This window comes from Litorivivens sp. (assembly GCF_057445395.1).
On record NZ_JBVBUV010000043.1, the window covers coordinates 1 to 13,821 of the forward strand.

The window sequence follows — 13,821 nt, forward strand, 5'->3', positions numbered from 1 at the left end:
GTCTCAATAGCTTGCGGTATGCCGCCGCAGGCGGCGATATGGTTTTCCTTGATAAGGAAGGCATCGAATAGTCCAAAGCCGTGGTTGTAGCAGCCACCACAGGTTACCGCGTACTTCTGGGCGGTGCGCAACCCGGGGATAGTTTTGCGGGTGTCCAGCAGTTTTACGCCGGTGCCTTCCACGAGATCAGCATATTGGCGGCAGGTGGTGGCGGTGCCTGAGAGCAGTTGGAGGAAGTTGAGCGCGGTACGCTCACCGGTGAGCAGGCTGCGTGCGGGACCTTGCAGGGTGAATAGGGTCTGATTTGGCTCTACGCGATCGCCATCTGCGACTTTCCAGCTTACGTTGACACTGCTGTCGAGCTGCGCAAACACTTCGTCCACCCAAGCCTGGCCGCAAATGATGGCCGATTCGCGGGAGATGATGCGGGCTTCGGCTTGCGCCGTTTCGGGTACCAGCATGGCGGTAATGTCGCCGCTGCCGATATCTTCGCGCAGGGCGCACTCTACGGCGCTGCGCACATCATTTTGTAACACTTTGTGGTTCAATATCTTATTCCTTTGCAGAGGCCGATAGTTTAGCAATGGTCGCTGCCGCTTTACAGTGAGACTGCGCTTTGAGGCCCGATTCGTGGCGTGATAGGTACATTTACGGGTATCTGCTGTTTGTCAGGGCGGGCTTCATAGTATAGTGGGTGTGTTTGCCGAAAAGCCATTAAAAACATATGGTTATTATGTTGTTGAGTCACGACGACAGGGCACAACGTGACGCTTAACGTGTTTTGTGTGGTAGTTGACCTAAGCTAAGGCCTTGGATACTCTTTCTACTAGGTTTGCTGCAGTTTGGACCGGAGCGACGCGGTGAACCGTCGGATGTTGGCAAGTGCTACAAATCATTCGATCAATGTCGTGCTGGCCAGAGTTAAACGAGACGCAACATGAGTAATGAAAAGAAAGTTGTTCAGCTTCGGTCTGGCCAAAATGCGGGTGGCTCGCTACCGGCTATTTTTGCAGCATGCCATGAGTGTGGGTGGCAGTTTTTGTCTGACCATATGCAGAAGCTGCTGGATAACGCTGACGATGCGCTCTTCGAGCTTGCTGATCGCGCCCTCAATGCCAGTGAGCAGAACCTCTACTTTGAAGCCATGCGGGAAATCCGTGTGCACCGTCGTCGGCTAGAAGACGATTTCCGCAACCATCTTTTTGCTCCTTTCCACGCTCTGGTTGGCGCCGGTGAGTCTACCGGAGGCAGCACGCTGAAGCCGCTGGAGCTTCTCGACTACGACGACATGGAAGAGCAGGTGGCGGTCGAGAGTATGGCCAGCAAGGCCAGCAAGCGCTTTGTTCAGCCGATCGCTTCACTGATGGCCAGCTTTGAAGGCTGGAGTGCGTCTAACGGTTCAGTGATTGCCATGAACGAAAACCAGCTCCCGCTGGGGCCGCTGGCAATATGTGACGCCTTTGCCAAATCCACGCGGGATCTGGATATCAGCATCAAGCCCAAGCTGGTGCTATTCAAACTGTTTGATCGGCACGTTGTGTCTGAATTTGGTGGGCTTTACCAGGAACTGGCTGAAATTCTACGTGCCGCTGGCTTGTATATCGAATCTAACCCTGTCGTAAAGAAAACCGAGGGTGTCGAGGAACCGTTGGCGCAGCAGGTGCCTGAAGCGGCTGCTGAACTGACTGAAGCCACCGATGTGGTGGATGTGGATGAGCTGGCGAAGCAATCTTCCGGTTCCGTATTCGATGTACTGAAAAGCCTGTTCGCGAGCGCAGCCAATTCCCCCGGAGATTCTGGCAAGATCCAGATTTCACGTGCCTCCTTGATGTCGGTTTTGCAGGAGCTGCAGGGCTCTGAGCTCGAGCGCTTGTTGCATGCCAGTCCGCAAATTGTTTTTGCAGGTGAATTCACCCAGTTGACGGCGGATATGGCCGAGCGGCTGCGGGGAATTGGCAATAGCCCCATGAATGAGTCTGAAGAGGGGCTGGCGCAGCGCGATTTCGACGTCATCAATCTGGTCTCTTTGCTGTTTCAGTACATTCTTGAAGACGAGAGTGTGGCTAGCCCGATGCGTGGCCTTATTGCGCATCTGCAAATCCCGGTACTAAAGGCTGCGATGCTGGATAAGCGTTTTTTCAGCAAGGAAGGCCACCCGGCGCGTCTGTTGTTGAACACTATTGCAGACGCCTGTATCGGATGGCAGCCCGAGGGCGATATTGATGAAGACCCTTTGTATGTAGAAATAGAAAGCATTGTGAAAGACGTGCTGTCGCGTGCTGATGGAACGGCTTCAGTCTTTGATGAGGCGTTGGAGGAATTCAAGGTCTACCTCCAGCAGGAGCAGCGCCGCGCGGAAATCGTCAATAAACGCTTACAAGATGTCCAGGATAGTCAGAAAGTTGCGGATGAGGCGCGTAAGGCAGTAGATGAGCTGCTTGACCTCAAAATGCATCAAACCGCCGTTCCAGAGCCGCTGTCAACAATTCTCCGGGAAGGCTGGAGCAAAGTGCTGTTTTTGAACTATGTGCAGCACGGTAAGGACAGTGGTGCGTGGCAGCAATCGGTTACTCTGGTAGACAGTCTGATCTGGAGCGTTCAGCCGGTTGCCAACGCGGCTCATCGTGATAAGTTGCTGTCGGAGTTGCCCACCATACTGGAAGATTTGAGATCAGGCTTGAATCAAGTGGGCTACAACCCCTATGATCTCAAAGAGCAATTGCAACAACTGGAAACTGTGCATTTGAATCGGCTGCGCAAACTGAGTGAGCCGGGTAAAGAGCAAAACAATAAAAATTTGGATGGGACGCCTGTGAATCTAAAAACAAAAGTAGACGACGCGCCGTCTGAGAAAGTCGACCTCGATGCACTGGATGCTTCGCTGGCAAAGACTTTGGGAGAGGGCTCCGCTGCCAGTGAGAAAGAGCTGGAAGAGGCAGAGCGCCGCCTGGCTCGATTGCAGGTGGGTAACTGGGTGGAAATACCACAAGAAGCAGGTAAAACACTGCGTTGTCGTCTTGCGGCAGTGATTGCCAGTACCGGTCGCCATATCTTCGTTAACCGCTCCGGAATGAAAGTGGCGGAATATGAGAAGGCCGATCTGGTGGCGAAGCTTGCTTCAGATCAGATGGCGCTGCTGGATGACGGCATGTTGTTTGATCGGGCGCTGGAGTCGGTCATCAGTAACCTTCGCGATATGAAAGACAAGCCGGTCTAATGGCGTGATGTTGCCGGCAAGCCTCGCTGATACGAGGGTTGCCGAAAGCCTCGGTTACGGACGCTTGTTATAAACATCTGTTTTAGGGCCGCTGCTCGCGGGCTTTTCTACTATACGGTACAAGCATGTTCTCCATTGATGACCGCGGGTGGCTTCAGGGCGTAGAGCATTGTCCTTCTCCAAACTATGGTGAGCGCCCTGGCGACACGGTGGTAGATTTACTTGTCATACACAACATCAGCCTGCCTGCCGGTGTTTTTGGTGGCCGCTATATCCACGATCTTTTTTGTAATTGTCTCAATTGTGATGCGCACCCCTCCTTTGCCGATCTGCGTGACCTCGAAGTGTCCGCGCACGCATTGATAGACCGCAGCGGCCACACCACACAGTTTGTCTCGTTCGATGACCGTGCCTGGCATGCGGGGGTCTCTGAATTTGCAGGTCGTCCCAACTGCAATGACTACAGCATTGGCATCGAGCTTGAGGGCACCGATACCGTGGGTTATACCGCGCAGCAATATCAGACGCTGGTGCAGGTCACGCAGGCCTTGCAGCGCAAGTACCCTTTAATTGGCAAACAGCGTATTGTTGGTCACTGCGATATCGCACCGGGGCGTAAAACAGATCCGGGGCCCGCTTTTGATTGGGCCTACTTCAAAAAGGAATTGAGCTGATACGATGGAATTTCTAGCGGTAGTCACGGTGCTGATTGTCATTCAGGTCTGGGGCCACGGTGCCGTCATACAGCGCGACGATTGGGTGGACTCCACTTATCGGCGCCTTCAGGCGGTCAAAGATCACCGTTGGCGCTTGGCCATCCTCATACTGTTGCCGGTTGTGGCGGTCATTCTAGTGGATGGGTTGCTGACCGGGGTCCTTTTCGGTCTGCCTCTGCTGCTGTTTTACATCGCTGTGCTTTTGTACGCGCTAGGTCGTGGCGATTTTACCTCCGAGTTGGATTTGTATGTAGCCGCCTGGCAGCGTGGAGACCTCGAGTCCGCCTATGAGCACGCGTGTCAACTGGAAGATTTTGACGGCAGCGCGTCAATGCATAACGCCGCCGAGTTACATGAACAGGTACGGCGTGCCATTTTTTACGAGGGCTTTGAGCGCTGGTTTGTTGTTGTGTTTTGGTTTGTTCTGCTGGGGCCAGCGGCGGCCTTACTGTATCGGCTCTGCAAAATCATGGATAGCAGGATAGGGTCTGATGCCAGCGAACAGTCGCTGCTGGATCAGATGGTTTTCTATATTGAATGGTTACCGGCGCGTTCACTGGCGCTAACCTTCGCAATCGTCGGAGATTTCGAACGCGGTATTCAGGCGGTGGCACCGGTTGCTGTGGATGCATCACCCGCCGGTGAGGTGCTGCATGCTACCGGCTCAGCAGTATTGTCTGGTGATATCGGCGCAGCCATTAGCGAGCAGCAGTTTACCGAGCAGGCCGAGGCGGAGCTGCGAAGCGCCCAGAAAATTCTATCGCGCAGTGTCTTCTGCTGGTTGGTTTTTCTGGCGCTACTGCAATTGATGTGAGCTCACCGTGCGCATTGGTATCGACCTTGGTGGCACCAAGATAGAAGGCGTTGTATTGGCCGATTCCGGCGCGCCGCTATTCAGGCAGCGTGTCGCTTCTCCGTCCCACAATTACGACAATATCATCGACGCCATTGCCAGTATGGTCGCTCAGTTTGAGCGCGAGATTGGCAGGCAGGCAACGGTGGGAGTTGGCACGCCCGGCGCGCCATCGATCCACTCCGGCTTGATGAAAAACGCCAACAGTACCGTTATCAACGGCAAGCCGCTAAAGGCCGATCTGGAGCAGGCATTGAACAGGGAGGTGCGGCTCGCCAACGACGCCAATTGTTTCGCGCTTTCTGAGGCCGTGGATGGCGCCGGATCTGGGCAGCAAGTCGTATTCGGTGTCATTCTCGGTACCGGCGTCGGGGGAGGTCTGGTGGTGGATAATCAGCCGCTGCTGGGGCGTAATTTTCTTGGCGGCGAGTGGGGGCATAACCCGCTGCCGGGTGCGAACGAGCATCGTCGTTGTTACTGTGGCAGCAGCGATTGTATTGAAACCTATCTTTGCGGCAGCGGCTTGTTGCGCAGCGCAAAACGGCTCAACCCTGCAATAGAAAGTACTCATGATCTGGCGCAGCGTGCGCAAGAGGGAGAATCCAGCGCGCTTGCGGTAATTGGAGCTTATGCCGCGGCGCTGGCGAAAGCCCTTGCAACGGTTATCAATATAGCCGACCCGGATATCATTGTACTCGGCGGCGGCTTATCCAATATCGACGCGCTTTATCCATTGCTCAACAATCAGCTGGCGGGCAGTGTTTTTGGGCGAGAGTGTCAGACGTCGGTGGTAAAAGCCTTACACGGCGACGCCAGTGGTGTGCGCGGCGCGGCCTGGCTATGGCCCGCCGCCTGATGCTACTAGGATTTATTGGCGGGCTGCCATAGCACTTCCTGGCCGCCATCACGGCGCGCAATCAGTCGAGCAAGAACAAACAACAGATCTGACAGCCGGTTGAGGTATTTGCGCACCGGTTCGTTGATGCTATCGGTTTTGCTCAGCGTGATTACGCAGCGTTCTGCGCGTCGGCAGACCACACGGGCAAGGTGGCAATGGGCCGCCGCGAGATTGCCGCCGGGCAGAATGAAATTCTTCAGTGGTGGCAGCGATTCGTTCAAACGGTCCAGCTCGTTTTCCAGCGCGGTGATACGCTCGTCGGTGATCAGGGTAAAACCGGGTACCGCCAACTCCCCGCCGAGATCGAACAGATCGTGCTGGATTTGCGATAGCAGCGGGCGGTATTCATCCTCGTCGGCCAGAGCGGCCACCAGCACACCAACATGACTATTGATTTCATCCACGGTGCCAATGGCCTCCATGCGCGGTGCATCTTTGTCGATACGGCTGCCATCGCCCAGACCGGTGGTTCCGTCATCGCCGGTACGTGTGTAGATTTTAGACAGTCGGTGTCCCATGCTGACCTCTTTTTGCGGAGTGCTCGGTAAATTGCGTTAGAATAGGCAGCTTTGCTGCAGCGCAGCTGTAGTGTAACGGATTCCGCGAAGGAGCAGGTCAACCACGTGATTGAATTTTACCTGGGTGGAGCAAGATCGGGTAAGAGTCGCCTGGCTGAGGCCGCCGTTTGCGCAACCGGTAAAGCGCGTGTTTATCTGGCCACCGCGCAGCCTCGCGATGGCGAAATGGGTGACAGAATTGCCCGGCACCGCGCTGATCGGGATCAACATTGGCTCACGATTGAAGAGCCGCTTGCGCTTAGTACGGCCTTGCGTCAGCACGCGCGTGAAGATCGATGCATTCTGGTTGACTGTCTCACTCTGTGGCTGAGCAATTGGCTGGAGCAGGGCGAGGACCAATGGCAGCAGGCCAAGCTTGAATTTTTAGAAGTCCTACCGGAGCTGCCAGGCGATATTGTGTTGGTCAGTAATGAAGTGGGACAAGGGGTAGTGCCGGTCAACGCACTGGCGCGGCAGTTTGTCGATGAAAGCGGCTGGCTCCATCAGGCGCTGGCGACACAGTGCGACCGCGTTAAATTTGTGGTCGCCGGTATAGCGATAACACTAAAGGAGAATTGAGGTGGAAGAAGCGTGGTACCTGGAAGAGGCTCCAGCGCCTGATGAAGAGATTATAACGCTGGCGCGAGCTCGGCAGGATAACCTTACCAAGCCCAAAGGTTCGCTGGGCAGGCTTGAAGACGTGGCCATCCAGTTGGCCGGTAATCAGGGAACGCTAAACCCCAAAATAGAGCGGCCGGCCATTGTTGTCTTTGCGGGTGACCACGGCGTAGCCGCTGAGGGAATCTCCGCTTATCCACAGTCGGTAACCTCGGAAATGGTCCGTAATTTTTCCGCCGGTGGTGCGGCGATTACTGTGTTGGCAAAAACACTGAACGTACCATTTCGGGTATTCAATATGGGTACCGTTGATTCCCTGGAAGAGCTGCCGAATGTTGAAGACCGTCGTGTCGCTGCCGGCACGCAAAATATCTGCAACAGTCCAGCGATGGATGAGCGACAGTTTGAAGAGTGTATGGCAGCGGGCAAAGAGGCCATCGATACCGCCGGTGATATCGATCTGTTTATTGGCGGTGAAATGGGCATTGGCAACAGCACCATCGCCGCAGCGATGGCAGTAGCCCATACCAAGCTCGCCGCTCAGGCAATGGTAGGGCGCGGCACCGGTATTAACGATCAGGGATTAGCTAAAAAGGCTGCCGTCGTTACGCGCGCATTGTCCAAGCATATTCCGCACATGCGTGCCGGCGCCGATTATCTGCGTCGTATCGGCGGTTTCGAAGTAAACGCCTTGGCGGCAGCCTATATCCGGGCCGCCCAAAGAGGCATTGCGGTTATGGTCGATGGTTACATCTGTACCGCTGCAGCGATGGCTGCCGTCAAGGTAAACCCGTCGATCAGGCCGTGGCTGTTTTTCTCTCACTGTTCGGCAGAACCCGGTCACGAGAAATTGCTCGTTAAACTGGAAGCAAAACCGCTGCTATCGCTGGAAATGCGCCTGGGCGAAGGCAGTGGTGCGGCGTTGGCATTGCCTATCTTGCAGGCCGCCTGCGCCCTGCACCGGGATATGGCAAGCTTTGATGAAGCGGGTGTGAGTCGCGGTGGCTGAGTTTCGTGTAACCACGGTTGATCTGTTGCGCCACGGCGCCTGCGAAGGGGGCGAGATCTTTCGCGGCAGTACCGATGTGGCGCTGAGCGATAAGGGCTGGGAACAAATGCGCAGCGCCGTGCAGGGGGAATCCGGCTGGTCGCATATCGTGTGCTCTGATTTGCGGCGCTGCCGCGAATTTGGCCACTGGCTGGGTGAGGAGCGTGAGACACCGGTCGCCACGGATGCTCGCCTGCGGGAAATTCACTTTGGAGACTGGGAAGGGCAGAAAGTTGCTGAGGTGCGTGAGCTATATCCCAAAGAATGGCGCGCCTTTTTCGGCAAGCCCTCTCAGGCTATAGCACCTAACGGTGAAGCCATGGTGGATTTTCATGAACGGATAACGCCCGCAATCGGTGAGTGGGCGCAACAGTTGCGCGGTCAGCATTTTCTGGTCGTCGCCCACGGTGCGGTGATCCGTTCGATCATGGTGAACTGGCTGCAGATGCCGCTCGATGCCATCACCAGTTTGTCTGTGCCCTATGCTGGTATGTCTCGTTTTAAAATCTTTGAGATGGCGGGAACTGAGCCCTGGGCCCAGCTGGTCTTTCACCGGGGCTAGGTTTTCGCGTGCGACATTAGCGAGAATATCTGCGACATATCTAGATGTTCTTCCAGGCAATCGGCAAGCCGCTCGAGATTGGCCTCCAGCAGCGCTTCAAAGTCGAAGTCCGAGGTTTGCGTCAAACCTGCCCAGCGAAGAATTGCATCGCGTGCCGCTTTACTGTCAAACACGCCGTGCAGATAAGTCCCCAGAATCTGCTGGTCTGGCGACAAATATCCATCGGGCCCATAGTCGCCGCTCAGCGCGGGATATTGCGCGAGTGCCGGACCTTCACTGATGCCGCAGTGAATTTCGTAGCCACGCGCCATGGCGTCCAGCAGGGTGCCTTGGGTATGGCGCAAAATCTTCTCTGCGGTCATGGTAGTTTCAAAATCTGCGAGACCCAGCCCCGGGGTTGAGCCTGCACTGCTCTCAATACCCAATGGGTCGTGAATGACCTGGCCAAGCATTTGATAGCCGCCACAGATCCCCATCAGTTTTTTGCCACGCTGAAGGTGTGCATGCACCGCCTTCTCCCAGCCGTGCTGGCGCATCAACGCCATATCTGTTCGTGTGTTTTTGGTGCCGGGTAGCAGAATCAAGTCGCAGTTAGGGATGGCTTGGCCGGGTCGTATATACTGAAAATCAACTAACGGGTGCAGTCGCAGCGGGTCGAAATCTGTGTGGTTGCCGATACGGGAAAACACCGGTACGCATATTTTTAATTGCGGGTCTTCTAGAATCTGATTGCGATCAATGGCGTCTTCGGCTTCCAGGTAAAAGTCCTGCAGATAGGGCACCACACCCAGTACCGGCTTTCCGGTGTAGTCCTCCAGCCAGTCCAGGCCGCTTTGCAATAGAGCTATGTCGCCGCGAAAGCGGTTGATGACAAAACCCTTTACCCGATTGCGTTCTGATTCCGAGAGCAGCGCTAGTGTGCCCACCAGGTGAGCGAACACACCACCACGGTCGATATCGGCGACCAGAATCACAGGGCAGTCGACTGCTTCGGCAAAGCCCATGTTGGCGATATCACCCTCGCGCAGGTTGATCTCTGCCGGACTTCCGGCGCCTTCCACCATCACGTAGTTTACGCGACCGCTCAATCGTTGGTGGGAATCCAGCACCGCGCGCAGTGCCCGAGGTTTATAGTCGTGGTAAACGGCCGCATCCATGTTGTCGAGTGCTTTGCCATGAATGATCACTTGTGCGCCGATATCAGTATTGGGTTTGAGCAGTACCGGGTTCATGTCGGTGTGTGGCTCGAGTCCACAGGCTCGTGCCTGCACCGCCTGGGCGCGCCCAATCTCGCCACCGTCAATCGTGACGGCGCTGTTGAGTGCCATATTCTGCGGTTTAAAGGGTGCCACAGTGAGTCCACGCCGTAGCAGTACACGACACAAACCAGCCACCAGCACGCTTTTGCCAGCGTCCGAGGTGGTACCTTGAACCATCAGGGTTTTTGCCATTGGTTTTCCATTACAAACTGTTCGAGCGGGGCACGTTGCGCCCAGTCTTCCTGTTCCAGCATGGGTCGTTCGTAAAACTGTGTAACGGGTCCGAGGCAGAGTATTGCCAGTGGCGCTGCGCCTTCAGGGAGTTGGAGCAGGTTGCTAAGTGCGGCAGGTTCAAACAGCGATACCCAGCCCATACCCAACCCTTCTGCGCGCGCTGCCAGCCAGAGATTCTGGATGGCGCAGGCGGTTGAGGCAATATCCATGTGCGGCATGGTGCGGCGGCCAAAAATATGTTGTTCGCGTTCGTCCTTCAAGGTCACCACGAGCAGCTCGGCGCAGTCGAGAATGCCCTCTACCTTCAGCGCCATGAATTCTGATTCTCGTTCACCCAGTGCGGCGGCTGTGGCTCGGCGTTCAGTTTGTACCTGCTGGTACAACTGATCTCGCAGCGAGCGGTCGGTGATGCGAATAAAGCGCCAGGGCTGCATCAAGCCGACGCTGGGCGCAGCATGCGCGGCGCTGAGCAGCTGCGACAGAATATCGGGTTCGATAGAGCCGCCGCTGAAATGACGCATATCCCGCCGTTCATGAATAGCGCGATACACGGCGCGTCGATCTGCTTCGGAAAAACGGTTGTCGGTCACGACCAGTCTTCGCTATGTTGGCTTTGAGCGGGAACAAAATATCGGCGGCCGTCCACGCAGGCTTCACTCAGTGCCTGGCTATAGAGCTGCTCAAGCGCACCTTTCTTCAGCATGGTATCGGCCTCACCCCAGCAGGCGCGACCATCGGGGTAAAGTAGCAGAATGTGGCTGCACCAGCGCGCCGCGAGATTCAGATCATGCAGGCAGAGCAAAACTGAGCGGCCTGCGCTGGCCTGTTCAGCGAACAGGGTCATGGCCTGTACCTGGTGATGCAGGTCCAGATGATTGCCGGGTTCGTCAGCAAGCCATACGTCGGGCTGCTGGCACAGGGCGGTGGCAATGGCGAGACGCTGTCGCTCTCCGCCAGACAGGGTGGAAACCAGACGATCTTCAAATGCGCTCAGCGCGGTTCTGGTCAGAGCATCGCGGGCAATCGCCATATCTTCAGCGGTTTCCACATCCCACGGCGCCATATAGGGGTGCCTGCCAATCAGAACCGTTTCCATCACCGTGGCTGGAAAGCCGTCCTGGCGCTCCTGAAAGACCACGGCCACTCGTTGCGCAATCTGCTTGCGTCGCCACTGCGAAAAACACAGCTCATCCAGTTCGACATGACCTTGGCGCGGCGCTTTTAACCCGGCAAGGGTGTGAAGCAGTGTGGTTTTTCCGGCGCCATTGGGGCCGAGTACGCCCCAGATTTCGCCGGGCTGCACTGTGAAATCAAGCGCGCTGCCGTCGGCTCGATCTGGTATATCAATGATCAGTTGTCGTGCGCTGAGGGTGGCCATCAGCGGCTCCGGTACAACAAGTAGAGGAAGGTGGGTACGCCGAGCAGAGCAGTGATAACGCCGGCAGGGAGTTGTTCGGGGGCAATGGCTGTTCTTGCCACAGTGTCGGCCAATACCAGTAGTGCGCCCCCGGCTAACGCGGCTGCAGGAAGTATTAAGCGCTGATCATTGCCCAGCACTAGCCGCAGCATGTGCGGTACCACCAGACCGACAAAGCCGATGCTGCCCGCGGTGGTAACAGCGCTGGCGGTAAGTAAACTGGCACTGCCATAGATACTCCACTCCAGCGGTCTGACAGCGACGCCCAGCGCAGCGGCTTGCAGTGGTCCGCGCGATAAGACATTCAGGCTGCGCCCCAGTGGCAAGAGTATCAGGCTGGTCAGACCCAGTACGATAAGGGCTGGCCAGGGGCTACGGGCATAGGCCAGATCGCCCATCAGCCAGTAGAGCATACCCGGCAGGCGCTCGGTGGGGCCAATTGCCAACATGAAAGTAATGACCGCACCCCAGCCGGAAGAGATAACGACACCGGTTAACAGTAGCCGGGTGGTGGTCCAGCTGCCGCGACCGTGGGACAGACCAAAAACCAGTACCGCAGAGCCCAAGGCGCCCATAAATGCTGCAATGGAGACAACAACCGGAGGGTAATCGGCCAACATGCTGAGCAAGGCGGCAACGGCGGCACCACCGGACAGGCCAAGCACGTAAGGGTCGGCCAGTGGATTGCGCAGCAGCACTTGCATCAACGCACCGGCTACGGCAAGCAGCCCACCGGTTGCGAATGCCGCCAGCGCACGGGGTAGGCGTAAATCCAGAATCAGGGTGCGGTGTAGAGGTTCGCCTTTGCCGGTAAGTACGGCCCATACGTCGGCAAGGCTCAGCGAAACACTGCCCACTGCAACACTCACTGCAATACAGCCCAGTGTGGCGCTGGCCAGCAGCATCAGCGGCAAACCGCGACGGCGCAGTACTTCAGCGGCGGCCACGGGCGGTGTCCAGGTGAGCACACAGCTGCTCGATGCCATCGAGCAGGCGAGGGCTTGGGCGTTGCAGGGTAGAGGGCGGCACAAAAAACAGATTGTTGCGCTGCACGGCAAGCAGATTGCGGTAAGTGCGCCAGGGTTCGAGCCAGCTCGGATCATCCTCGCCCATGCCGCCGGCAATGATGACTTCCGGATTGGCAGACAGGACAGCCTCTTCGCTGATGCGGGGGGTCAGACGTGGCAGCTCGCCAAAAATATTTTCGCCACCACACAGTGCCAGTGCGTGGCCAATAAAATGCTGATTGTTTGCGGTCATCAGGGGATTGATCCACACCTGATAAAAGGTTGGTACTTTCGCGGCCTTACTATAGCGTTGCCGATAGTGTTCAATCGCTTCGAGAAAATGTGCGGCGCGAGTGTTGGCTTGCATTTCTGTGCCTGCAAGTACACCCAGTCGGTTAAGCGTTGTAGCAATGTCCTTAAAATCACGCTGGTCGCCGTGATACACCGGGATACCGAGTTCGCGTAGTTGCAGCACCTGCTCTCGGGGGTTGCCCTCTTTCCAGGCAATAATCAGGTCTGGTCGCGCTGCGAGGATGGCTTCCATATCAAAGCGGTTGTAGCTGCCGATCCGCGGAAGAGCCTTGGCCGCTTCCGGGTGGTCGGAATACGTAACAGCGGCGACAACCTGGTTGCCGGCTCCAGCGGCAAACAGTAGTTCAGTTGCGCCGGGTGAAAGCGCGATGATTCGTTGGGCCGGTTGCGACAGGCACACAGTATGCTCAATATCGTCCACCACGCAGCGTTTTGGATTGGCATGCGCGGCAGCAGCAGTTATCAGAGCAGCAACGAAGGTTGTAACTAATGCTGGCGTCAGTCTTACCATTCGATCCCTTTGCGAGCCTTGATGCCAGCATGAAAAGCGTGCTTTTCAACATCGATATTGGACACCGTGTCTGCCAGATCGCACAAGGCTTTGGACGCGGCGCGTCCAGTGATGATGACGGATTGTTCGCGAGGTCGGTTACGTAATGCCGTGAAGATACGTTCCTGCTCTACCCAGCCGTACTTGAGTACATAGGTCAGTTCATCCAGCAATACCAGATGAAGGCTTTCGTCGGTCAATAATTTTTCAGCTTTCTCCCAGGCTTGTAACGCTGCTTCAATATCCCGCTCGCGATCCTGAGTTTCCCAGGTAAAACCAGTGCCCATGATGTGAAAGGGCACCTCGGGGCAGCGTTCGAGAATAAAATCCCGCTCGCCGCAATCCCAGGTACCTTTAATGAATTGCACGATACCGGCCTTGTAGCCGTGACCCAAGCAGCGGATTACGGTACCAAAGCCGGAACTTGATTTACCCTTGCCGTTGCCCGTGAGCACAATCAGCACGCCGCGCTCTTCCTGAGCCTGTGCCACTTTTTCATCTACCAGCGCTTTGCGGCGCTGCATGGCTTTCTTATGGCGTTCGTTGCGGTCTGTGCTCATGGCTTCTGTTGTC

General features: G+C 56.2%; 15 protein-coding genes. 7 read left to right on the forward strand and 8 right to left on the reverse strand.

From position 1 onward, the window contains the following. A partial coding sequence (gene nadC / locus AC222A_RS12430; RefSeq protein ID WP_486775052.1) for a carboxylating nicotinate-nucleotide diphosphorylase occupies nucleotides 1-548 on the reverse strand: 548 nt, incomplete at its 3' end. A gap of 389 nt (nucleotides 549-937) precedes the next feature. Between nadC and AC222A_RS12435 the strand changes: the two genes are divergently transcribed. The 4 genes from AC222A_RS12435 (at nucleotide 938) to AC222A_RS12450 (ending at nucleotide 5,642) form a co-directional block, all read left to right on the forward strand. Then, entirely contained in the window at nucleotides 938-3,217 is a 2,280-nt protein-coding gene (locus AC222A_RS12435) for a DUF1631 domain-containing protein (protein ID WP_486775053.1), read from the forward strand. 125 nt (nucleotides 3,218-3,342) lie between these two features. Beyond that, nucleotides 3,343-3,891 (forward strand): 1,6-anhydro-N-acetylmuramyl-L-alanine amidase AmpD, encoded by a 549-nt coding sequence (gene ampD / locus AC222A_RS12440; RefSeq protein ID WP_486775054.1) that lies wholly within the window; start codon nucleotides 3,343-3,345, stop codon nucleotides 3,889-3,891. Nucleotides 3,892-3,895: 4 nt separating this feature from the next. After that, nucleotides 3,896-4,747 (forward strand): regulatory signaling modulator protein AmpE, encoded by an 852-nt coding sequence (gene ampE, locus AC222A_RS12445; protein WP_372811071.1) that lies wholly within the window; start codon nucleotides 3,896-3,898, stop codon nucleotides 4,745-4,747. Nucleotides 4,748-4,754: 7 nt separating this feature from the next. Then, the gene (locus AC222A_RS12450) at nucleotides 4,755-5,642 is read left to right on the forward strand and encodes an ROK family protein (protein ID WP_486775055.1); all 888 of its coding nucleotides are present in this window, start codon (nucleotides 4,755-4,757) and stop codon (nucleotides 5,640-5,642) included. Between the two features lie 5 nt (nucleotides 5,643-5,647). Here AC222A_RS12450 and AC222A_RS12455 read toward each other — a convergent pair whose 3' ends face one another. After that, on the reverse strand, nucleotides 5,648-6,202 hold the full coding sequence (locus AC222A_RS12455; protein ID WP_372749956.1) for a cob(I)yrinic acid a,c-diamide adenosyltransferase: 555 nt from the start codon (nucleotides 6,200-6,202) through the stop codon (nucleotides 5,648-5,650). Between the two features lie 105 nt (nucleotides 6,203-6,307). On the opposite strand from AC222A_RS12455, the gene cobU reads away from it, so the two are divergent. From cobU to AC222A_RS12470, 3 genes are read left to right on the forward strand one after another with little or no spacing between them, the layout of a single operon-like run. Next, nucleotides 6,308-6,820 carry a bifunctional adenosylcobinamide kinase/adenosylcobinamide-phosphate guanylyltransferase gene (gene cobU / locus AC222A_RS12460; RefSeq protein WP_372749955.1) on the forward strand — a complete coding sequence of 171 codons (513 nt, stop codon included), beginning with the start codon at nucleotides 6,308-6,310 and terminating at the stop codon, nucleotides 6,818-6,820. Nucleotide 6,821: 1 nt separating this feature from the next. Continuing rightward, entirely contained in the window at nucleotides 6,822-7,868 is a 1,047-nt protein-coding gene (cobT, locus tag AC222A_RS12465; RefSeq protein ID WP_372749954.1) for a nicotinate-nucleotide--dimethylbenzimidazole phosphoribosyltransferase, read from the forward strand. Then, entirely contained in the window at nucleotides 7,861-8,469 is a 609-nt protein-coding gene (locus AC222A_RS12470) for a histidine phosphatase family protein (RefSeq protein ID WP_486775056.1), read from the forward strand. The genes cobT and AC222A_RS12470 overlap by 8 nt, the downstream gene beginning before the upstream one ends. On the opposite strand, the gene AC222A_RS12475 is transcribed toward AC222A_RS12470, so the two are convergent. Genes AC222A_RS12475 through cobO form a run of 6 tightly spaced genes read right to left on the reverse strand, consistent with a single transcriptional unit; the run spans nucleotide 8,466 to nucleotide 13,808 of the window. Further along, nucleotides 8,466-9,920: a cobyric acid synthase gene (locus tag AC222A_RS12475; protein ID WP_486775057.1), complete on the reverse strand. Its 1,455-nt coding sequence runs from the start codon at nucleotides 9,918-9,920 to the stop codon at nucleotides 8,466-8,468. The two genes, AC222A_RS12470 and AC222A_RS12475, sit on opposite strands and share 4 nt — an antisense overlap. Continuing rightward, nucleotides 9,905-10,552: a 5,6-dimethylbenzimidazole synthase gene (gene bluB, locus AC222A_RS12480; RefSeq protein WP_486775058.1), complete on the reverse strand. Its 648-nt coding sequence runs from the start codon at nucleotides 10,550-10,552 to the stop codon at nucleotides 9,905-9,907. The genes AC222A_RS12475 and bluB overlap by 16 nt, the downstream gene beginning before the upstream one ends. Continuing rightward, on the reverse strand, nucleotides 10,549-11,340 hold the full coding sequence (locus AC222A_RS12485; protein WP_372764532.1) for an ABC transporter ATP-binding protein: 792 nt from the start codon (nucleotides 11,338-11,340) through the stop codon (nucleotides 10,549-10,551). Before AC222A_RS12485 ends, bluB begins: the two co-directional genes overlap by 4 nt. Beyond that, nucleotides 11,340-12,284 (reverse strand): FecCD family ABC transporter permease, encoded by a 945-nt coding sequence (locus tag AC222A_RS12490; protein ID WP_372759637.1) that lies wholly within the window; start codon nucleotides 12,282-12,284, stop codon nucleotides 11,340-11,342. Before AC222A_RS12490 ends, AC222A_RS12485 begins: the two co-directional genes overlap by 1 nt. A gap of 28 nt (nucleotides 12,285-12,312) precedes the next feature. Then, nucleotides 12,313-13,209: a cobalamin-binding protein gene (locus tag AC222A_RS12495; protein WP_372750131.1), complete on the reverse strand. Its 897-nt coding sequence runs from the start codon at nucleotides 13,207-13,209 to the stop codon at nucleotides 12,313-12,315. Next, nucleotides 13,203-13,808 carry a cob(I)yrinic acid a,c-diamide adenosyltransferase gene (gene cobO, locus AC222A_RS12500; protein WP_372764528.1) on the reverse strand — a complete coding sequence of 202 codons (606 nt, stop codon included), beginning with the start codon at nucleotides 13,806-13,808 and terminating at the stop codon, nucleotides 13,203-13,205. The genes AC222A_RS12495 and cobO overlap by 7 nt, the downstream gene beginning before the upstream one ends. Nucleotides 13,809-13,821 lie beyond the last annotated feature (13 nt).